Genomic DNA, 19,168 nt, shown 5'->3' on the forward strand with positions numbered 1-19,168 from the left:
AGCGCGCAAACGGCGTATCAGGCAAAGGGTGCGGGTATCACCGGACCGGGCAGGGGAATCACACCATCTGCCGTTCGGGCGCAAGGAGTTCGGGGATGACTCACTGGTACGAAGGGCCACTGGCCGCTTTTGACACGGAGACAACGGGAGTGGACGTCGAGGAGGACCGGATCGTTTCGGCCGCCCTGGTCGTCCAGGACGCGGCGGGCGGGCGGTTGCGGGTCACCCGCTGGCTGGTGAATCCGGGGGTTCCGGTACCCGCGGGGGCGACCGAGATCCACGGTCTGACCGATGATCACCTTCAGCGCAACGGCCGCTGGCCGGCGCCGGTGGTGGAGGAGATAGCCCGCGCGCTCACCGAGCAGTGCGCGTCCGGCCGGCCGCTCGTCGTGATGAACGCGCCGTTCGATCTGACGTTGCTGGACCGGGAGTTGAGGCGTCACCGCGCGTCGTCGCTCGCCGGATACCTGCAGAACGCACCGCTGTGCGTGCTGGATCCGCGCGTGCTCGACAAGCATCTCGACCGCTACCGCAAAGGGCGGCGGACCCTCACCGACCTCTGCGAGCTGTACGGGGTCGTGCTGGACGGCGCGCATGACGCGACGGCCGACGCGGCGGCCTCGCTGGAGCTGGTACGGGCGGTGGGGCGGCGGTTCTCCTCCCGTCTGGAGCGGCTGACCCCGCCGGAACTGCACACCTTGCAGGCCGTGTGGCATGCGGCACAGGCGCGCGGTCTCCAGGCGTGGTTCGCGAAGAACGGCACCGTGGAGGCGGTGGATCCCGCGTGGCCGCTGCGCCCGGAAGTTCCCGCCGCGGCATGACCGGACGGGCGGGGCCGATGGACACCGGTACGGCCCCCGTGCCCGGACACGCAGAAGCCGGTCCGTCGATTCTGCTGACGGACCGGCCTCTCCCGGGTGGGCGATACTGGGTTCGAACCAGTGACCTCTTCGGTGTGAACGAAGCGCTCTCCCACTGAGCTAATCGCCCGGGAACGGGTTGAACCATACAGGGCTCGGCGGGTCGGGTTCAAACTCCTTCCAGCCAGGCCGTGAGGCCCCGGCGTCCGGCGCGCATCATCAGGGCGTGGTTGGCCCGGAACACGGCCCGTCCGGGCACCGCGAGGAGTCGCATCAACCGCCTGTTCACCTCCACCTCCTGCTCGTACGTGGCACGGCTGCCGGTGCCGTGTGCGGTGACCGTCCACCGGGCCCAGCCGACGAGATCACCCCCGAGGGCCGCTTCGAGGATCCGGGCCCCGGGGTCGCGGCGGCGTTCGCGGACGGTCATGACGAGGTCGTACGGGAGGAGGGAGCGGATGCGCGTGGTGCCGGTGGTGCCGTCGGCCGTGGTGACCTCGCGGACCTGCGGCCACCATCGGGGGTAGTCGGCGGCGCGTTCGAGGATCCCGTAGACGGTGTCGGGCGGCCCCGGCAGGTCCCAGATACTCACAAAGCGGTAGTGACTCCAGTCCATGGCCCCAGTCTGCGCGTACTCAGCCGGGGAACTGAGTATCCGAGCGCATGTCCGATCCGGTGGCTCGCGCCACACTCCCGGTCATGGAACATGTGCCGCCGCCCGCCGAGGAATTGGCGCTCCTCGATCGCGAGCTGGCCCGGTTGGACGCCCACCGGTCACAGCTGCTGGTTCGCCGCGCCTGGCTGGTGAGCGTGCTGGCGCAGCCCGTCGCGCGCCCCGCCGTGCCGCCCGCACCCCCGTTCGCCCCGTCGGCGCCGGTCCGGCCGCCGTCCCCGTTCACGGCGCCGTTCGGGCCTCCCGCGCCGCCTGCCGGGCCGCGCAGCGCGCAGAACGTGCTGCTCACCCTGGGCGGTCTGCTGCTGACGATCGCCGCGATCGCGTTCACCCTGGTCAGCTGGGGCCACATGGGCATCGGTGGCCGCTCGGCGGTGCTCGGGGTGGTGACGCTCGCGGCGCTCTCCGCTCCCGCCGTGCTGGTGCGGCGCGGGCTGCCCTCGACGGCCGAGGCGCTCGCCGCCCTGGCGTCGGTGCTGATGGTGCTGGACGCGTACGCGCTGCACCGGGTGGCGGTGCCGGAGACCGGCGGTCCCGGTTTCGCCGCGGTCGCCTCGGCGGTGCTGGCCGTGCTCTGGGGTGCGTACGGGCTGCTGCTCGGCCGGCTTCGGCTGCCGTTGCCGCTGGCGGTGGTGACCGCGCAGCTGCCGCTGGTGCTGTGGGCGTGGTCGGCGGGTGCGGGGACCACGGCGTTCGGCTGGGCCCTGCTGGTGACGGCTGCGCTGGACTGTGCGATCGCGGTGCGGGGCAAGGTCGTCGCGGTACGGGTGACGGCCTGCGTCTGCTGCTGGGCGACGGGTCTGCTGGGACTGCTGGTGGCTCTGGGGCAGTCGGTGTCCGCCGACGCGGCGTCGGCCGCGGCGGCGCCGGGTGCGCTGCTGCTCGTGGGTGCGGCGGTCGCCGTGTCCGGGGCGTGGCGTGCGCCCGAGGGGCTCGCGGTGGCCGGCGGTGTGGTGGCCGGGCTCGGCGGAGTGGCCGCCGTGGGCGGAGTGCTGGCTGCCGGGGTGACCGGGAGCTGGTCGGTGCCGCTGTATCTGCTGTGCGGTGTGGTGCTGTTGGCGGCGGTGCGGGCTCCGCTGCCGCGCCGGGTCGGACAGGGGCTGGTGTGGGCGTCGTCGGCGGTGGTGGCGGGGGCGGTGCTGGCCGCGGTGCCGCCCGTCGGCCTGTCGCTGACGGGGGCGGTGTCGCAGCTGGTCCGGGTGTGGTCGGGTGAGCCGGACGGTGGCGTCCGGGGCGCGCTGGGCGTGGAGGGTCCGACTTGGTCCGCCATGGCTTCGGCCCCGGTGGTGCTGTTGGCGGTGGCCGCTCTGTCGGGGGCGGCGTACCGGTCGTGGGCACGGCTGGGTCGGGTGGCCGGGCCGGTGCTGGTGCCGGGCGCGGCGTGGCGGGGTGCGGCGGGGGCCGTCGCGGTGGTGCTCGGCTGGGCGGGGTTCACCGCGTTGCCCGCGGTGCTGGGGCTGTCGTACGCGGCTGCCGTGTCGGTTCACGCGGCGCTGGTGGCCGGGGTGTTCGCGGTGGCGGTGCGGGGCTTGCGCCGGGGGACGGACGGGGTGGGGCCGACCGCGCTGGCGTGCGGTCTGGTCGGTGCGGTGAGCGTGGGGATGCTGTCGCTCGCCACGCAGGCCGCCACGTACGCGGTGTTCACGGTGTTGCTGGTGGTGTTCGGGGCGGCTGCGGTGGTGCTCGGAGGCGCCGCCGTGTCGGCGGCTCGGTCCTTGCCACCGCTGCCGACCGCGCAGGCGGCGCGCGCGGCAGGGGTGCTGCGGACCGTGCAGGCGGTGCCCGCGTGCGGCGCGGTGGTGTGCGGGCTGGTGCTGGCCCGTGCGGCGGGGGCGTCGTGGGGACTGGCCGGGTATCGGGCGGCACCGGTCGTGCTGGTCGTCCCTGCGGTGACGGTGCTGCTCGGGGCGCGGCTGCGGGGCCGCCCCTCGGCTCTGCCGGTCGAGCTGACCGGGGCGGTGGCAGGTGTCGTGGCGGTGGGCATGGCGGTCCCGGACCGGCCGTTCCTGGCGTTGGTGCTGGCGCTGTGCGGGGTGCTGGCGGCGGGTACGGCCGTACGGCCCGAGCGCCGGCCGCTGGCCGGGTATCTGGCGACGGCGCTGTTCGTCCTGGCGGCCTGGCTGCGGCTGTCGGCTTCGGGGGTGTCCACCCCGGAGGCGTACACCCTGCCGGTGACGGTGCCCGCCCTGGCGGTCGGGATGCTGCGCCGGCGCCGTGATCGGGAGGCGTCGTCCTGGACGGCGTACGGGGCGGGTCTCGCGGCGACCCTGGTGCCGAGTCTCCTCGCGGCGTGGGCCGATCCGCACTGGGTACGGCCGCTGCTGCTCGGTGGTGCGGCGCTGGCGATCACCCTCGCGGGCGCGCGGCTGCGGCTGCAGGCCCTGCTGCTGCTCGGTGGTGCGGTGCTGGCGCTGGACGCCCTGCACGAACTCGCGCCGTACGTGGTGCAGGTCGTCGGCGCGCTGCCGCGCTGGCTGCCGCCCGCGCTGGCCGGGGTGCTGCTGCTGGCGGTCGGGGCGACGTACGAACAGCGGCTGCGCGACGCGCGGCGCCTGAAGGACGCCCTGGGCCGGATGCGCTGACGGGGTGCCGGAGGCCGGCCCGGGACGTCCTCGGAGTCCCGGGCCGTCATGCGGTCTTCGGCGGGGGTGGGATGCCCCTTGCCGGGATTTCCGGCCTTCACCCGGGAATTGGGATCGAACAGCACCCCTGCGTTCGTCGTCGCACTCGCGCGGGAATGCGACGGAGTTCCGGGAGACATCGGGTGCATTGCCCGCAGGGGCTCGGGTGTTGAACTCGTTCCAGGAATTCCCGTGGCCCTGGAAGTCCGCCGTGATCGCGGCGCTTCGGTCAGCTCTTCCCGAAAAGCGCGAGCGTCCTGCCGATGAGCACGGCCCGCTTCCCGCGGCCGTACGGGGAGCAGCACCCGTCCCGAGCGGGAAACGCAGAGGGCCCGTGAGACTCTGCGGTCTCACGGGCCCTCTGTCCCGGGGTGGGCGATACTGGGTTCGAACCAGTGACCTCTTCGGTGTGAACGAAGCGCTCTCCCACTGAGCTAATCGCCCGGGCGCAGGCCAAACATTACCGCATGTCAGCGGCGCCCCGTGACCATCCCCCGGTCACTCGTGGATCTTCCACGGCATGGTGATACCGAACTTCCAGACGTAGATCCCCACGAGCACCGCGATGATCACCAGACCGATCACGGTGAGGATGATGTTGCGCCGCCGGACCTTGGGGTCGAGCGCCCGCTGAGCGGCCTCGGTGACCTTCCGCCGCGTCCAGCGCAGCACCAGCTGCGCCCAGACGAACTCGGTCGCCCAGATCGCCATGCCGCCGAAGATCACCAGCCAGCCGGGGCCGGGCAGCGGCAGCATGATGATCCCCGCCACGACCACCGCGAGGCCGATCACGAAGACCCCGACCTGCCAGCTCAGGTGCAGCGTCCGCGACGCCTTGATGAACCCGGGCGCCCGGGAGCCGAGGTCGCGGTCCTCCTTCGTCACACCCTCCGTGACATCTCCCGTCACGCTCTGGGTCACATCCCCCGTGGCGGACGCCGGTTTCGCCGGTACGGCGCTCCCGGCCCGCTCGTCACTGTCCGCGCTCATGGGAGCCAACTTACCGGAACGCTCTTCGTCACCGGAATGGCCGTATAACCGAAAGTTACACACCGCCGTACGAGCTACCTGAAGGGACACAAAAAGGTCAGAGGGGTTTACAACGCCACCGTAGGTGGCATGTCGATTTCGCCGACGTGCGAATCCCCGAGCGCACACTGAGCGAAAGGCCCTGGCGCTTATGAACACCACGGTCAGCTGCGAGCTGCACCTGCGCCTCGTTGTGTCGAGCGAGTCCTCACTGCCTGTACCCGCGGGCCTGCGGTATGACACGGCCGATCCTTATGCCGTGCACGCCACCTTCCATACCGGAGCGGAGGAAACGGTCGAATGGGTTTTCGCCCGCGACCTCCTTGCCGAGGGGCTGCACCGGCCCACCGGCACCGGAGACGTCCGCGTCTGGCCATCCCGTAGTCACGGCCAGGGCGTCGTCTGCATCGCACTGAGCTCCCCAGAGGGCGAAGCCCTGCTCGAAGCCCCGGCGAGGGCCCTGGAGTCGTTCCTGAAGCGGACCGACGCCGCGGTTCCACCGGGCACCGAACATCGCCACTTCGACCTCGACACGGAGCTCTCACACATCCTGGCCGAGAGCTGAGCCAGGCCGAGAGCTGCACGGCGCCGTCCGACTCGGGGAGACGGCGCCGCGCGGACAACCTCATAGGGCTGACACCGACGCCGTCCTCACGGAATCCACCGTGGTGACGGCGTCGGCGCGGGTACTCCCCGTACCGGCACGCACCCGCTCCGCGCACCGGTGCGCAGCCGCCGGCCCGATCGCCCGCCGACCGCCCCGGCAGGCGGCCACCGGCCAGGGATGCCCACGGGTGGCCGGTAAGCGCTCCCCGCAGCCCTCATGGGCCCTCTCGGGCCTCTGTGCGGCGGCACCGAGCCAGTAGAGTCAGCCGCCATCGGATCGGCGGGCACCCGCCCGCCGGAGGCCAGGGAGCGGAAGCGTGCTGATCCCCCACGACACCAGGATCGCCCTCGACACGGTGGTCGATCTGCTGAACACGGCGCCGGAGAGCGAACCGCCGGCGAGCGGGCAGCCCGGGGCCGGGCCGGCCGACGGTCTCGTCGGCATCGAAGCGCTGTACGACTTCACGCACCGCCATCGCATCAGCGGGGTGGGCGAGCTCCACGAGAAGGACCTGCGCGCCGTACGGGACGTACGGACGCGCTTCGCCGAGATCTTCGCGACGGACGACGCCGTGACAGCCGCCTCGCTCGTCAACGCCCTCGTCGCCGCCGCCGGCACCACACCGCAGCTCAGCAACCACGACGGCTACGACTGGCATGTGCACTACTTCGCTCCGGACGCCTCGATCGCCGACCATCTCGCGGCCGACTGCGGCATGGCGCTGGCGTTCATCGTGGTGGCGGGCGAGCAGGAACGGCTGCGTCGCTGCGAGGCGCCGGACTGCCGGCACGCCTTCGTCGACCTTTCCCGCAACCGCTCCCGCCGCTACTGCTCAAGCCGCACCTGCGGCAACCGTCTGCATGTGGCCGCGTACCGCGCACGCCGCAGGGAAGCGGCCGGCTGACCGCTCACAGCATGAAGAGATCATGCACCGCGGCCATCAGCAGAAGACTGCCGATCACCGCGAGGAAGATCATCAAAGGGGGCTGGGAAAGCGCGAAGAGGCAACCGCGCGGCTCTTCGGCAGGGCTTGCGGGGGCATCGCCCCGGGAGGTGTCCACCATCTCGGGACGATCATGACTCAGACCGGACCCCGTTGGCGATCAAGATGCCTTGTTTCGCCGGGAGTTCACCCGTTCCCGGGGTGCGATTCGCTCCGACGTCCGATCGGTCGTCAGGTTTTCGGTACGACAGCCCCCGAAGGGAACTCCGTTGACCCCGCCGCATCACAACAGCACAGTCTCGGACCCGAGTTCGGGACCTCCGGATGCGGGTCCGACGACACGCGGCGCACCGCCGGCCTCGGAGCCGCCCCCTTCGCCGGAATCCGCGCACCGGCAAGGGAGTTGGTCCGCGAACGCCGTGAGGGAAGCGGAGCGGACAGGTCCGCGCCCTCAGCGCGGTGCCGCGCTGGAGGCGCGCACCACGAGTTCCGGCTGGAGCACCACGCCGCGGTGCTCGTGGGTACCGTCCTCGTCGTCCGCCTCCTCCAGGAGGAGTTCCGCGGCCATCCGGCCCATCACGGCCGCGGGCTGACGGACCGAGGTCAGCGGTACGGCAGCGGCGGCCGCGAACTCGATGTCGTCGTAGCCCACGATGGCGATGTCGTGCGGCACCCGCACACCCGCCGCGTACAGCGCCTGCAGCACACCGAGGGCGAGCAGGTCGTTGGCGCAGAACACCGCGGTCGGCCGGGGCACAAGCCCGAGCAGCCTGGCCCCCGCGTCGCGCCCCGACGCCACGTCCAGACGGCCGGAGGGGATCTCCACGAGGGCCTCCGGCGGCAGTCCGGCGCCGGCGAGGGTCGCCAGGGCACCCTCGCGCCGGTCCCTGATCTGGTGGAGGTCACCGGGCCCGCTGACGTACGCCACCGAGCGGTGCCCGGCCGAGAGCAGATGACCGGCGGCGAGCGCACCACCACGGACGTCGTCCACGGAGACCGCGCAGGTCCCCGCGCCGGACGCCACCCGGTCCACCAGCACGAACGGGATCCGGTGACGGCGGAAGGCCTCCAGATTGCGGCCGGTCGCGTCGGCCGGGGTGACCAGGACGCCGCACACCCGCTGCTCGGCGAAGAGCCCGAGGTACTCGGCCTCCTCCGCCGGGCTCTGGTCGCTGTTGCAGACCATGACGCCGAGACCGGCCTCACGGGCGGCACGCTCGGCGCCACGGGCCACGTCGACGAAGAACGGGTTGCCCATGTCCAGGACGAGCAGTGCCATGATCCGGCTGCGGCCCGCCCTGAGCTGGCGGGCCGACTCGCTGCGCACGTACCCGAGCTCCTCGATGGCGGCCAGCACCCGGGCGCGGGTCTCCGGCAGCACCGCCTGGGGCCGGTTGATCACGTTGGACACGGTGCCCACGGAGACTCCGGCCTGCCGGGCCACATCCTTGATCCCTGCCACGCGCGCCACTTGCCCTGCCCCACTGAATACCCTCGGCCGCACCGGTCCACGGCACCGCCCCGACGTACGGACGTACCCGTGGGCCGCCCGGCCGTCCCGGGCCGGCTGCCCCGGGGCCGCCCACCCTCGGAATGATCGGAATGAATTGTTTCAATCCGCTCGGGACGCTAGCTCCATCCCGCAACGACCGTCAAGGCGCTGCATGAATCGATTCATCGCCGTCTGAACAGCGCGCCCCGCCGGGAGGGGGCGGGGGCGTGGGTCAGATGCCGTGCTTCTTCAGGATGGCCTCGATGTCACTGAAGTCCTCACCGGACGACGCGGACTGATCCTTCGCCTTCGGGGCCTGCGCCCGGGTCGCCGGGAGCCCGGACCCCAGGGAGGGTGCCGAGGCCGCCGGGGCGACGGCCCCGTCCCGCGCCGCCCGTGCGGCGGCCTTGCGTTCCTGACGGGTACCGACGCCTCGGCGTTCGACCGCCCGTGTGGTCATGAACAGCAGCCAGGCCACGGCGAGCACCCCGAAGCCGAGCCAGACGCTCGGCTTGAAGGCGATTCCGGCGACCCAGTCCACGATCCCGGTCAGGACCAGGCCGATCGGGACCAGGGAGTAGGCGGCGATCCGGGCCGCCGCGAGGAAACGCTTCCGGTACGCGGTGACGGCGGCGATGCCCAAGCCCGCCGCGGACACCGCGGAGCAAATGGTCTCGGCAAGCATCGGGGCCTCCATGCGCAAGGGGAAACGTCCCTTCCATCCTGCACCGCCCACCACCCGGGCGGCCATGATCCCGGACCACATCAGGGACATTTCAGGGCCGGGATCCTCCCCAGGTGCCGATTCCGAAGCGCTCCGGCCGCACGGAGCCGGGTCGGGCCCGACACGGATTGGGACGCTCGCGCGGACCCTGGGAGACTGGCCGCATGAGCGATTCCACCCCTGCGGCGCCGGTCGTCCTCGACCTCTGGTGCGAGCTCCAGTGCCCCGACTGTCATCAGGCCCTCACCGATGTGCACGCCCTGCGGGCCAGGTACGGCGACCGCTTGGAGGTGCGGCTGCGGCACTTCCCGCTGGAGAAGCACAAGCACGCCTACGCCGCCGCGCAGGCCGCCGAGGAGGCGGCCGTCCAGGGCAAGGGCTGGCCGTACATCGAGGCGGTTCTGGCCCGCACCGACGACCTCGGCCGCACCGGCGAACCGCTGCTGATCGAGGTCGCGCGGGAACTCGGCCTGGACGCCGAGGAGATGGACACCGCCCTGATCGACGGACGCCACCTGCTGATCGTCGACGCCGACCAGGCCGAGGGCAAGGCGATCGGGGTCACCGGCACGCCGACGTATCTGATCGGCGACGAGCGGCTGGACGGCGGCAGGAGCCAGGACGGGCTGCGCACACGCATCGAGGAGATCGTCGACCGGCTGCTCGCCCGGCAGGGCTGAGCGGGCCCCGCTCTCAGAGGTCCTTGGCCAGGTTGTACTGAGTCGTCCGGTACCCGAGCGACTCGTACAGCCGCAGGGCGGGCGTGTTGGCGGCGAACACATGCAGTCCGAGGCGTCGGGCGCCCGCGGCCAGGGTGATGTGCTCCGCCTGCTGCATCAGGGCACGCCCGTGGCCGCGGCCCCGGTGCTCCTCGTCCACCTCCACGTCGTAGACGAAGCCGGTCGTCTCGCCGTCGTCACCCTCGCGCACCGACACCCACACATGGCCGACGACCACTCCCCCGGTGACGAGGACATGGAAGTGCATGCCCTCGGTGTCCATTCCGTCCGGCAGGTTGCGGGCGTGGTCGGAGCGGGACTTATGCATGGCCTGCTCGACCGGGACACCCTGGTCGATCCAGGACTGTGCGTACGTGTCGACGCTGGTGCGCTGCCAGGCCCCGAACTCCTCGGCCGTCATCTCCCTGGCCACGACACCCTCCGGGAGCACGGGGGCCGTCGGGCCGAGGCCCTTGAGCATGTTGCGGCTGCGTCCGGTATACCCGAGTGCGGCCGCCAGGCGTCCGGCCGCCTCGTTGCCCTCCGGCACCGACAGGTGCACCTGGCCACAGCCCCATCCGCGCAGCACCTCCTCGGCGGCGAGCACGGCGATGGTGCCGCGGCCCCGGCGCCGGCTCGGTTCGTCGATGGTCACGGAGCGCAGCTCTCCGGTGGCCGTACCGAATCGAGGATCGGTGCCGATCTCGACGGCACCGACGGGCCGCCCGTTGTCGCACACGTCGTACGCACGGTTCTTCACGCCGTCGGCGCCTTGCTGGATCGGCCCGGTCGGCCGGAGGGTCGTGGTCATCGGAGACGTTCTATCCGGTGAGCCCCGCCGCGTCACCCGTTTTTACGGGTTCGAGGCACGGGTTCTACGGGTCGAGGTCGTTCCCGGCCCGCTCGTCGAAGATCCGCATGGCCTTGAGGGTCACCGGTCCGGGCCCGCCGGGCAGCTCCCGGTCGTCCACCCGGTGGACGGCCTGCACATCACGCAGGGTGGAGGTCAGGAAGATCTCCTCGGCCCGCTCCAGGACGTCGAACGGCAGGTCGGTCTCCTGGGCCCCCGTCCACTCCACGGCCAGCGCACGGGTGATACCGGCGAGGCAGCCGGAAGCGACCGGCGGGGTGTGCAGCTGCCCGTCGAGCACGACGAAGACATTGGACCCGGTGCCTTCGCAGAGCCGTCCGACCGTGTTGGCGAAGAGCGCCTCGGAGGCGCCGTGCTCGTGGGCGCGGGCGAGGGCGACGACGTTCTCGGCGTACGAGGTCGTCTTGAGCCCGGCGAGCGCGCCGCGTTCGTTGCGCGTCCAGGGGACCGTGATCACGGCGGTCGTGTCGGGTCGGCGCCCCGCCTCCCCCAGGGCGACGACGAGGCCGGGACCGGCGTGGCCGCGGTCCGAGCCGAGCGGGGAGAGTCCTCCGGTGTAGGTGATGCGCAGCCGGCCGAGCGCCGTCGGATTGGCGTCGACGACGGCGGTGCAGGCGCGGCGCACCTCGTCGAGGTCGGGGGCGGGGAGGCCGAGACCACGGGCCGAGCGGGTCAGCCGGCCGAGGTGGCGGGTGAGGGCGAAGGGCCTGCCGCCGACGGTCTTGACCGTCTCGAAGATGCCGTCCCCCACGGTGAGCCCGTGGTCGAGTACGGACACCCGGGCGTCGTCGGCGTCCCGCAGTCCGCCGTTGACCCAAATCCTCATCACGCGGTCCTTCCAGTCTCTTCGTGAGCACCCGACGCTACAGCGAGCAGCCGGGCGGCCTTCAGTTCGGTCTCGTCCCATTCGCGCTCCGGGTCCGAGCCCCAGGTGATGCCGGCCCCGGTGCCGAAGCGGAGGGCCGGAACGGCGCCGGTCCGGTCGATCCAGAATGTCCGTATGCCGACGGCCAGGGAGGCGGTGCGGCGGTCGGCGTCGACCCAGCCGATGCCGCCGCAGTAGGGCCCGCGCGGTGCGGTCTCCAGAGCCTCGATGATTCCGAGGGCGCTGGACTTGGGTGCCCCGGTGACGGAGCCGGGCGGAAACGCGGCGTCGAGGAGTTCGGGCCAGCCGGCGCCCTCGGCGAGCTCCCCGCGCACGGTGGAGACGAGGTGGACGAGGCCGGGGTGCTTCTCCACCACGCAGAGGTCGGGGACCGTGACCGACCCGGCGGCGCAGACCCGGCCGAGGTCGTTGCGGACCAGGTCGACGATCATCACGTTCTCGGCGTGGTCCTTCTCCAGCAGATCGTCCTCGGTCCGCCCGGTGCCCTTGATCGGCCCCGACTCGACGGTCCGGCCGTCCCGCTTCAGGAAGAGCTCGGGAGAGGCGGTGGCGATCTCCACGCCGTGCGCGGGCAGCCGGATCGTTCCCGCGTAGGGAGCCGGGTTGCCGCGCGCCAGCAGCGCGGTCAGCGCGTCCACGTCCGAGGCGGCCGGGTCGGGCAGTGCCGCGGTCATCACCCGGCAGAGGTTGGCCTGGTAGACCTCGCCCGCCGCGATGTGCTCACGGATCCGCTGCACACCCGCGGTGTAGGCGGCACGGTCCAGGGACGAGCTCCAGTCACCGGCTCCGGGCCCGCGCCAGGCACCGCGGACCGGGGCGGGCACCGCTTCCGTACGTACGGTGCCGAAGCGCGCGCACACGAGTCGGCCCTCGAAATCGGCGGACACGGCCCAGAAGCCGGACGAGTCGAGGGCGGTGGGATCACTGGTCACGTCCTGCAGATCGGACGCGACGAGGCCGCCGAAGCGGGCCATGGGAGCGAGGGCGTGCACGCCGTTGAGTCTAGGACGGTGCGCGATGACCTGCGCCGGGACGAACGCACCTCAGCACGCTGCACAAACGCGTTTTTGTACTGGCCCGGGAATCCGCTAGAGTTCAACACGTCGCCGGGACGCGCAAGCGGACCGGGAAAGACAAGCGGACGTAGCTCAGTTGGTAGAGCGCAACCTTGCCAAGGTTGAGGTCGCCAGTTCGAACCTGGTCGTCCGCTCGCAGAAAGTGGGGGATCTTCCCGAACCCTCACTCCTGGTGGAGTGGCCGAGAGGCGAGGCAACGGCCTGCAAAGCCGTCTACACGGGTTCAAATCCCGTCTCCACCTCCAAGGACGATTAGCTCAGCGGGAGAGCGCTTCCCTGACACGGAAGAGGTCACTGGTTCAATCCCAGTATCGTCCACTGATCCACAAGGATCCCCGCGCGATTAGCTCAGCGGGAGAGCGCTTCCCTGACACGGAAGAGGTCACTGGTTCAATCCCAGTATCGCGCACGCAGTACACGCAGGTTCACTCTGCGCGATTAGCTCAGCGGGAGAGCGCTTCCCTGACACGGAAGAGGTCACTGGTTCAATCCCAGTATCGCGCACCAGCACAAGCCCCGGTCGTCTCGACGACCGGGGCTTCGTCGTTTCCGCGGTGAGCGGCGGCCCGTGCGTCGGTGCGCTGCGGGCCCGGACACCTCCCGCCGGACGTTTTCCGCCCGTGCCCGCAGCGCCTTCGCTCAGGAGGAGAAGAGCATGTGGCCGAAGCTCTTGTGCCGGTAGTGACCGCCGTGGTGGCCACCGTGGTGCTGCGGGGCGCCCCAGACAGGTGCGGGAGCGGCCGGGTAGGCCTGCGGGGCGGGCGGGGCGGGCGGATACGCCTGCGGGGCGGGCGGGGCGGGCGGGGCCTGCTGCGTCCACTGTGCCTCGATGCGGGTCAGGGACTCCAGCTCGCCGTAGTCGAGGAAGATCCCCCGGCAGCCGCTGCACTGCTCGATCTGTATGCCGTTGCGGTTGTACGTCTGCATCTGTGCGTGGCACTTGGGACACTGCATGGTTCGGCTCACTCCTCGGCGTCGGATCGCCGCCGCCGGAATGCATGCCCGGTGGCGGTCGGTTCAGCCTACGACGAGCGTTCGGCGGCCAACTCGGGCGGGAGAGAGGCAATTCGGGCACAGGCATCGATCATCGTCTGCTCCACTTCATCCGGAGTCCGGCCCTCCGCCGCGGACTTGGCGAGGGCGAGTGCCGCGGTCTGAACGGTCAGGGCACGGGCCGGGACGTCCAGTCCGGGCCAGGGGTCGCCCTCGGCCGGTACGGCGGGTCCGCCCGCCGCCCGGTAGGTGTCCAGGAAGCGGAGCCAGACGCCGGGGGGCAGCAGCCCGGCCGCGTACCAGGCCGCGGGGCGGGCGAGGTCCCAGGCGGGGTCACCGAGACCGGTGTCGTCGATGTCGATGAGCAGCCAGGGGCCGTGCGGCGCGGGGTGGCGGACGAGTTGACCGAGGTGCAGATCGCCGTGGCAGAGGAAGCCCGATCGGTGCGATGGTGCGGCGGCCTCGCCGCGGGCCCAGCCGGGCAGGCGGTACCAGGCTTCGAGTACGGGGGCGGTGGCCGGGCCGGCGGGGCGGGCGGCGCGCATCCGCGCAACGGCGAGCGCGGCCTTGGCGGGGCCCCGCATGGGCGGGAGCGCGAGGGAGGGCGGGGTCCGGTGCAGTCCGGCGAGCAGGGCGGCGGCCTCTTCCCAGGGGGCGGCGTCGGGGTCGCCGGGGTCGACGGGCCGGCCGTGGGGCCACAGGGTGACCGGGCGGCCGTCGAGCGTGGTGGCGGGCGCGGAGGCGCGGGGGCCCAGCGGGGCGAGCAGGATGCCGGTCAGGCGGGGGTCGTTCGCGAGGGTCAGGCGGCTCAGCAGGTCGGCGGTGTCCGTACCGGGCGCGTGGGCCTTGGCGACGACGGGGCCGCTGCGGACCACCGTGCCGTCCGCGCGGTCCGCGAGCACGGCCGGTGGCGGGCAGGCGCAGTCGGCCTCGGGGCGGGTATGGGCGGCCCGGTGGGCGAGAGCGCCGAGCGCGCGTACGACTGCGGTGGTCACGGTCTCCCCCGGTGGCGGGCGGGTGCGGGCGGGGCCGTTCCGCTCCGGTCCCGTCGATGAGCGTACGCGCGCCGCACAAAGGGCCCGGACAGCGCGATGTCCGGTCAGCTCCCCAGCTGACCGGACAAACGCTGCCGTCCGCCGCACCCCCGTCCCCACGGGGTTGTTGGCCGGATGTCCCGGTCCGGACCGCTCTTCCGGACCCGGGGCGCCGCTCAGCGCCCCAGCATCACGCCCACGGACGACGCCTGTGTGACCACCGCGTCCCAGCCGCCGAAGACGACTGTGAGCAGGGCCGCCAGAGGAAGAACCATCGCCGTCGCCACCAGCGGGTGGCGCGTACCGGACGACGGGCGGCCGCCGAACGCGGCATCGACCCTGCGTCCCCGCGTGCGGGTCATGGTCCGCGTTGCCGTGTCCGCCATGGTTCCTCTCCTGACCGTGTGTGGGGCGGCGGGCGTGTGACCTCGGGGGACGAGTACTGCACCCGCCGCTTGACCTCAACACTAGGGACGCCGAGGGCGTACGACGTCATGCCCTCGTACCGAATGCCGGGCCTCCCGGAGGATGAGCTGTGGGTAGCCGGCGTACTCCCCTGGGTGGAGATCGGGCGCCTGCATTCCGGGTCATCCCGGAGGGGTGCCCGGGGGGCTACCCGGAGCATTGCGGATCCGGCGGGCGGACGAATGCGGCGGCGGTCCGGACGCGGGGTTCGGACGAGGCCGTCTGCGGGTCGGACCATGACCGTGACTTCACTCACTCGCCCGCGCCCCGGTTCCCGGCAACGGGCCGGTGCGGTGTCGTCCCGGCCGGTGCGGGACCGTACCCGCCGGGTCGCCGCGCCCCGCGGCACTCACCGGTGCCACGGCCCTGCGAGCGCCAACCCCTTGTCACCGCAACCGCATTGAGAACCGGACGCCGTTCGGGGCCCGGCCGGCTCCCGCCCCACTCCCCGTCATGGGCCGTGCCACGCACCGACAATCGATCCGCGGGCGAGGGCGCGGCCTCTGAGCGCCCCGGGCGCCGGGTACGTAAGCTGTGCCTCGTCAGGCGTACCAGGCAGCGGGGATGGGCAGACATGGCGATGATGCGGCTCCGGCGCGAGGACCCGCGTGTCGTCGGCTCGTTCAGGCTGCACCGGCGGCTCGGAGCGGGCGGCATGGGTGTCGTCTACCTCGGTTCGGACCGGCGCGGCCAGCGGGTGGCGCTGAAGGTGATCCGGCCGGATCTGGCCGAGGACCAGGAGTTCCGCTCGCGGTTCGCGCGCGAGGTGTCCGCCGCCCGCCGGATCCGCGGCGGCTGCACGGCGCGCCTGGTGGCCGCCGATCTGGAGGCGGACCGCCCCTGGTTCGCCACGCAGTACGTCCCCGGTCCCTCGCTGCACGACAAGGTGGCCGAGGAGGGCCCGCTGTCGGCGGCCGAGGTGGCCTCGATCGGGGCCGCGCTCTCCGAGGGGCTGGTGGCGGTGCACGAGGCCGGTGTCGTCCACCGCGACCTGAAGCCGTCGAACATCCTCCTCTCCCCCAAGGGCCCCCGGATCATCGACTTCGGGATCGCCTGGGCGACCGGGGCGTCCACCCTCACCCATGTCGGTACGGCGGTGGGTTCGCCGGGATTCCTGGCTCCCGAGCAGGTGCGCGGTGCGGCGGTGACGCCCGCGACGGACGTGTTCTCGCTCGGCGCCACGCTGGCGTACGCCGCGATGGCCGACTCGCCTTTCGGACACGGCAGTTCCGAGGTGATGCTGTACCGGGTGGTGCACGAGGAACCGCAGCTGTACGACGTGCACGACGCACTGGCGCCGCTCGTGAGCGCCTGTCTGGCGAAGGACCCCGAGGAACGGCCGAGCACGCTTCAACTCTCCATGCGGCTCAAGGAGATCGCGGCACGGGAGGCGCAGGGACTGCACGAGAGCCGTCCGCCCGTCCAGCGTTCGACGCAGGAGCTGGACCGGCCGACCGGCCGTATCGACGGCCCGTACACCGAGCAGCAGACCCGGCGTACGGCGCCTCCGCCGCCCCGCCGGCAGAAGCAGAAGCAACCGCAGAGCGGTCGGCAGGCCACGTCGTCGCGGGCCGGGTCGCCGCGTACCGGTGGTTCGCGCCCGCAGCCGCATCAGCCGCCGCGCAACACGACACGGTCCGGCAAGCGCCCGCAGGGCACGAACGGGACGAACGGCCGGCCGGGCACGCGCTCCGGGGTCCGCAAGACCTCGACGGGGCGGCGTCCCGCCAACCCGAGGCTGCTGCGCCAACGGCTCGTCGTCTTCGTCGTGGTGACGCTGCTGGTGGCACTGGGCATCGCGGCGGCGCAGGGCTGTCAGGGGCCGGCCCGCGGGCTGGGCACCGACCGGCCCCAGGTCCAGCCGCAGAGCCAGGAGCAGGCGCAGAGCCGGGGCGAGGTGCCGGCCCCGGTTCAGGGGCTCCGGTAGCCGGTCAGCTCTGCGGGCGGCCCGAGGCCACGGCGTAGAACGCGACCGCGGCGGCGGCTCCCACGTTCAGCGAATCGACGCCGTGCGCCATGGGGATGCGCACCCATTCGTCGGCGGCGACCAGGGCCTGGGTGGAGAGTCCGTCGCCCTCGGCGCCGAGCATCAGCGCCACCTTGTCCATCCGGTGCGGTGCCGCCTCGTCGATGCTGCTGGCCTTCTCGTCCGGGGTCAGCGCGAGGAGTTCGAAGCCCGCTTCCCGTACGGTCTCCAGGGCCTTGGGCCAGGTGTCGAGGCGGGCGTAGGGGACGGAGAAGACCGCGCCCATCGAGACCTTGACCGAGCGCCGGTAGAGCGGATCGGCGCAGTCCGGCGAGAGCAGCACCGCGTCCATGCCCAGGGCGGCGGCGCTGCGGAAGATCGCTCCGATGTTGGTGTGGTCGTTGACGGCCTCCATGACGACCACCCGGCGGGTCGTCGCCAGCAGTTCGTCGGCTGTCGGCAGCGGTTTGCGCTGCATCGAGGCGAGAGCGCCGCGGTGGACGTGGTATCCGGTGACCCGCTCGGCGAGCTCGGGGCTGACCGCGTACACCGGGGCGGGGACCTCGTCGATGACATCGCGCATCAGATCGACCCACTTCGCCGAGAGCAGCATCGAGCGCATCTCGTACCCGGCGTGCCTGGCACGTCTGATCACCTTTTCACCCTCGGCGATGAAGAGTCCCTCGGCGGGCTCTCGCCTGCGCCGCAGTTCGACATCGGTCAGTCCGGTGTAGTCGCGCAGGCGGGGGTCGTCGGGGTCGTCGACGGTGATGAGGTCAGCCACGGGTTTGATACTGCCTTGTCCGGTGTGTGGTGCCAACGGCTTGGGAGAAGATCTGTTACCGCTGGTTACTTGGCGGGGGTACGGGCGGTGCTCGGGCCGGCTATGCGGCGGGCAGCGGTGCGGCGCCCGTGCCGACGGCGACGACGTCGCCGATGACGATGACGGCCGGAGGGCGTACGTCTTCGGCGACGGCCCTTTCGGCGACAGTCGCGAGCGTCGCGTCGACCCGGCGCTGAGCCGCCGTGGTTCCCTCCTGGACCAGGGCGACCGGGGTCTCGGGGGCCTTGCCGTGGGCGATGAGGGTGCGGGCGATGGCGCCGATCTTGTCGACGGCCATCAGGAGCACGAGGGTGCCGCGCAGCTTGGCGAGAGCCTGCCAGTCGACCAGCGAGCGTGCGTCGTCGGGGGCGACGTGGCCGCTGACGACGGTGAACTCGTGGGCCACACCGCGGTGGGTGACGGGGATTCCGGCCGCGCCGGGCACGGAGATCGAGCTGGAGATGCCGGGGACGACGGTGCAGGCGATGCCTTCGGCGGCGAGCGCGCGGGCCTCCTCCATGCCCCGGCCGAAGACGAACGGGTCGCCGCCCTTGAGCCGCACGACGGCCTTGCCCGCCTTGGCGTGCTCGATGAGCGCCTGGTTGATCGCCTCCTGGGCCATGGAGCGGCCGTACGGGATCTTCGCCGCGTCGATCACCTCGACGTGCGGCGGGAGTTCGTCGAGCAGGTCGCGCGGGCCGAGGCGGTCGGCGATGACGACGTCGGCCTCGGCGAGGAGGCGGCGGCCGCGCACCGTGATCAGGTCGGGGTCCCCGGGACCGCCGCCGACCAGGGCGACGCCGGGGGTCCGCGTGCGGTGGTGGGGCGCGGCGAGCGTGCCCTCGCGCAGTCCCTCGACGATGGCGTCGCGGACGGCGGCGGAGTGGCGCGGGTCGCGGCCGTGGGTATCGGTGGTGAGGACGGCGACGGTCACGCCTTCGCTGCGGCCGGTGGCCGGGGTCCAGGCCGTGGCGGCGTCGGCGTCGTCGCTGCGGACGCACCAGGTGCGGGAGCGCTCGGCCTCGGCGGAGGCGGCGTCGTTCGCCGCGGTGTCGTCGGACGCGACGAGCGCGTACCAGGCGTCGGCCAGGTCGCCGTCGGCGTACGCGCGGCGCTCCCAGCGGATCTCGCCGGCGTCGGCCATCGCCTCGACGGACGGGGTCGCGGCCGGCGATACGAGGAGGATGTCGGCGCCCGCCGCGATGAGGGCGGGAAGGCGGCGCTGGGCGACCTGGCCGCCGCCGACCACGACGACGCGGCGGCCGCCGAGACGCAGTCCGACGGGGTACGCAGGGTGATCGGCGTGATCTGCGTGCTCGGCCATGGCGGTGCGGGCTCCTCGTGCAGGGGACGGAGTGCGGCGGCCGCTGCGGCGGTGGAGCGGCT

The 19,168-nt window shown here is 72.4% G+C and carries 19 protein-coding genes and 7 tRNA genes; 11 read left to right on the forward strand and 15 right to left on the reverse strand.

The genetic code is table 11. The features are described from left to right. Positions 1-95 precede the first annotated feature (95 nt). A complete protein-coding gene (locus ACFVT1_RS28250) occupies positions 96-821 on the forward strand; it encodes a 3'-5' exonuclease (protein WP_389800396.1) in 726 nt (241 codons plus the stop codon). A 97-nt stretch (positions 822-918) separates the two neighbouring features. Here the strand turns inward: ACFVT1_RS28250 and ACFVT1_RS28255 are convergent. Both ACFVT1_RS28255 and ACFVT1_RS28260 read right to left on the reverse strand, forming a co-directional pair. Further along, positions 919-990: transfer RNA gene (locus ACFVT1_RS28255), tRNA-Val, on the reverse strand. A gap of 39 nt (positions 991-1,029) precedes the next feature. Then, positions 1,030-1,476 carry an SRPBCC family protein gene (locus ACFVT1_RS28260; RefSeq protein WP_389800398.1) on the reverse strand — a complete coding sequence of 149 codons (447 nt, stop codon included), beginning with the start codon at positions 1,474-1,476 and terminating at the stop codon, positions 1,030-1,032. Between the two features lie 83 nt (positions 1,477-1,559). On the opposite strand from ACFVT1_RS28260, the gene ACFVT1_RS28265 reads away from it, so the two are divergent. Continuing rightward, on the forward strand, positions 1,560-4,115 hold the full coding sequence (locus tag ACFVT1_RS28265; protein ID WP_389800400.1) for an SCO7613 C-terminal domain-containing membrane protein: 2,556 nt from the start codon (positions 1,560-1,562) through the stop codon (positions 4,113-4,115). A gap of 411 nt (positions 4,116-4,526) precedes the next feature. Here the strand turns inward: ACFVT1_RS28265 and ACFVT1_RS28270 are convergent. Both ACFVT1_RS28270 and ACFVT1_RS28275 read right to left on the reverse strand, forming a co-directional pair. After that, positions 4,527-4,598, reverse strand: a tRNA-Val gene (locus tag ACFVT1_RS28270). 54 nt (positions 4,599-4,652) lie between these two features. Next, on the reverse strand, positions 4,653-5,144 hold the full coding sequence (locus ACFVT1_RS28275; RefSeq protein ID WP_389800402.1) for a TIGR02611 family protein: 492 nt from the start codon (positions 5,142-5,144) through the stop codon (positions 4,653-4,655). Between the two features lie 190 nt (positions 5,145-5,334). On the opposite strand from ACFVT1_RS28275, the gene ACFVT1_RS28280 reads away from it, so the two are divergent. Together ACFVT1_RS28280 and ACFVT1_RS28285 are read left to right on the forward strand one after the other, a co-directional pair. Continuing rightward, positions 5,335-5,748, forward strand: coding sequence for an SsgA family sporulation/cell division regulator (locus ACFVT1_RS28280; protein ID WP_003959770.1), 414 nt, complete (start codon positions 5,335-5,337; stop codon positions 5,746-5,748). A 358-nt stretch (positions 5,749-6,106) separates the two neighbouring features. After that, positions 6,107-6,694, forward strand: coding sequence for a CGNR zinc finger domain-containing protein (locus ACFVT1_RS28285; protein WP_389800404.1), 588 nt, complete (start codon positions 6,107-6,109; stop codon positions 6,692-6,694). A 4-nt stretch (positions 6,695-6,698) separates the two neighbouring features. On the opposite strand, the gene ACFVT1_RS28290 is transcribed toward ACFVT1_RS28285, so the two are convergent. From ACFVT1_RS28290 to ACFVT1_RS28300, 3 genes are all read right to left on the reverse strand, one after another. Then, entirely contained in the window at positions 6,699-6,854 is a 156-nt protein-coding gene (locus ACFVT1_RS28290) for a hypothetical protein (RefSeq protein WP_266363071.1), read from the reverse strand. Positions 6,855-7,184: 330 nt separating this feature from the next. Continuing rightward, positions 7,185-8,204 (reverse strand): LacI family DNA-binding transcriptional regulator, encoded by a 1,020-nt coding sequence (locus ACFVT1_RS28295; protein ID WP_389800406.1) that lies wholly within the window; start codon positions 8,202-8,204, stop codon positions 7,185-7,187. A gap of 253 nt (positions 8,205-8,457) precedes the next feature. Then, the gene (locus ACFVT1_RS28300; RefSeq protein ID WP_389800408.1) at positions 8,458-8,910 is read right to left on the reverse strand and encodes a hypothetical protein; all 453 of its coding nucleotides are present in this window, start codon (positions 8,908-8,910) and stop codon (positions 8,458-8,460) included. A 203-nt stretch (positions 8,911-9,113) separates the two neighbouring features. On the opposite strand from ACFVT1_RS28300, the gene ACFVT1_RS28305 reads away from it, so the two are divergent. Beyond that, positions 9,114-9,629: a DsbA family protein gene (locus tag ACFVT1_RS28305; protein WP_389800410.1), complete on the forward strand. Its 516-nt coding sequence runs from the start codon at positions 9,114-9,116 to the stop codon at positions 9,627-9,629. A 13-nt stretch (positions 9,630-9,642) separates the two neighbouring features. Here the strand turns inward: ACFVT1_RS28305 and ACFVT1_RS28310 are convergent, their stop codons facing one another. The 3 genes from ACFVT1_RS28310 to ACFVT1_RS28320 all read right to left on the reverse strand — a co-directional run bounded on the left by ACFVT1_RS28310 (position 9,643) and on the right by ACFVT1_RS28320 (position 12,399). Next, on the reverse strand, positions 9,643-10,479 hold the full coding sequence (locus tag ACFVT1_RS28310) for a GNAT family N-acetyltransferase (RefSeq protein ID WP_389800412.1): 837 nt from the start codon (positions 10,477-10,479) through the stop codon (positions 9,643-9,645). A gap of 64 nt (positions 10,480-10,543) precedes the next feature. After that, positions 10,544-11,365: an aminotransferase class IV gene (locus ACFVT1_RS28315; RefSeq protein WP_389800414.1), complete on the reverse strand. Its 822-nt coding sequence runs from the start codon at positions 11,363-11,365 to the stop codon at positions 10,544-10,546. Further along, entirely contained in the window at positions 11,365-12,399 is a 1,035-nt protein-coding gene (locus tag ACFVT1_RS28320; protein ID WP_389800591.1) for a chorismate-binding protein, read from the reverse strand. The genes ACFVT1_RS28315 and ACFVT1_RS28320 overlap by 1 nt, the downstream gene beginning before the upstream one ends. Positions 12,400-12,562: 163 nt before the next feature. On the opposite strand from ACFVT1_RS28320, the gene ACFVT1_RS28325 reads away from it, so the two are divergent. The 5 genes from ACFVT1_RS28325 to ACFVT1_RS28345 all read left to right on the forward strand — a co-directional run bounded on the left by ACFVT1_RS28325 (position 12,563) and on the right by ACFVT1_RS28345 (position 13,008). Further along, positions 12,563-12,635 (forward strand) — tRNA-Gly (locus ACFVT1_RS28325). Positions 12,636-12,672: 37 nt separating this feature from the next. After that, positions 12,673-12,746 (forward strand) — tRNA-Cys (locus tag ACFVT1_RS28330). 1 nt (position 12,747) lies between these two features. Continuing rightward, a tRNA-Val gene (locus ACFVT1_RS28335) sits at positions 12,748-12,819 on the forward strand. A 19-nt stretch (positions 12,820-12,838) separates the two neighbouring features. Then, positions 12,839-12,910: transfer RNA gene (locus ACFVT1_RS28340), tRNA-Val, on the forward strand. A 23-nt stretch (positions 12,911-12,933) separates the two neighbouring features. Further along, positions 12,934-13,008, forward strand: a tRNA-Val gene (locus tag ACFVT1_RS28345). A 132-nt stretch (positions 13,009-13,140) separates the two neighbouring features. On the opposite strand, the gene ACFVT1_RS28350 is transcribed toward ACFVT1_RS28345, so the two are convergent. The 3 genes from ACFVT1_RS28350 to ACFVT1_RS28360 form a co-directional block, all read right to left on the reverse strand. Beyond that, positions 13,141-13,455 (reverse strand): zf-TFIIB domain-containing protein, encoded by a 315-nt coding sequence (locus ACFVT1_RS28350; protein ID WP_389800416.1) that lies wholly within the window; start codon positions 13,453-13,455, stop codon positions 13,141-13,143. Between the two features lie 68 nt (positions 13,456-13,523). Further along, on the reverse strand, positions 13,524-14,489 hold the full coding sequence (locus ACFVT1_RS28355) for a phosphotransferase family protein (RefSeq protein ID WP_389800418.1): 966 nt from the start codon (positions 14,487-14,489) through the stop codon (positions 13,524-13,526). Positions 14,490-14,704: 215 nt separating this feature from the next. Beyond that, positions 14,705-14,914 (reverse strand): hypothetical protein, encoded by a 210-nt coding sequence (locus tag ACFVT1_RS28360; RefSeq protein ID WP_389800419.1) that lies wholly within the window; start codon positions 14,912-14,914, stop codon positions 14,705-14,707. Positions 14,915-15,567: 653 nt separating this feature from the next. Here ACFVT1_RS28360 and ACFVT1_RS28365 point away from each other — a divergent pair. Then, positions 15,568-16,920, forward strand: coding sequence for a serine/threonine-protein kinase (locus ACFVT1_RS28365; RefSeq protein ID WP_389800421.1), 1,353 nt, complete (start codon positions 15,568-15,570; stop codon positions 16,918-16,920). A 4-nt stretch (positions 16,921-16,924) separates the two neighbouring features. Here ACFVT1_RS28365 and ACFVT1_RS28370 read toward each other — a convergent pair whose 3' ends face one another. Together ACFVT1_RS28370 and cobA are read right to left on the reverse strand one after the other, a co-directional pair. After that, entirely contained in the window at positions 16,925-17,743 is an 819-nt protein-coding gene (locus tag ACFVT1_RS28370; protein ID WP_362205524.1) for an RNA methyltransferase, read from the reverse strand. Positions 17,744-17,843: 100 nt separating this feature from the next. Next, a complete protein-coding gene (gene cobA / locus ACFVT1_RS28375) occupies positions 17,844-19,106 on the reverse strand; it encodes a uroporphyrinogen-III C-methyltransferase (RefSeq protein ID WP_389800423.1) in 1,263 nt (420 codons plus the stop codon). Between the last annotated feature and the right edge of the window lie 62 nt (positions 19,107-19,168).

Source organism: Streptomyces sp. NPDC057963, from assembly GCF_042887155.1.
Classification (GTDB): Bacteria; Actinomycetota; Actinomycetes; order Streptomycetales; family Streptomycetaceae; genus Streptomyces.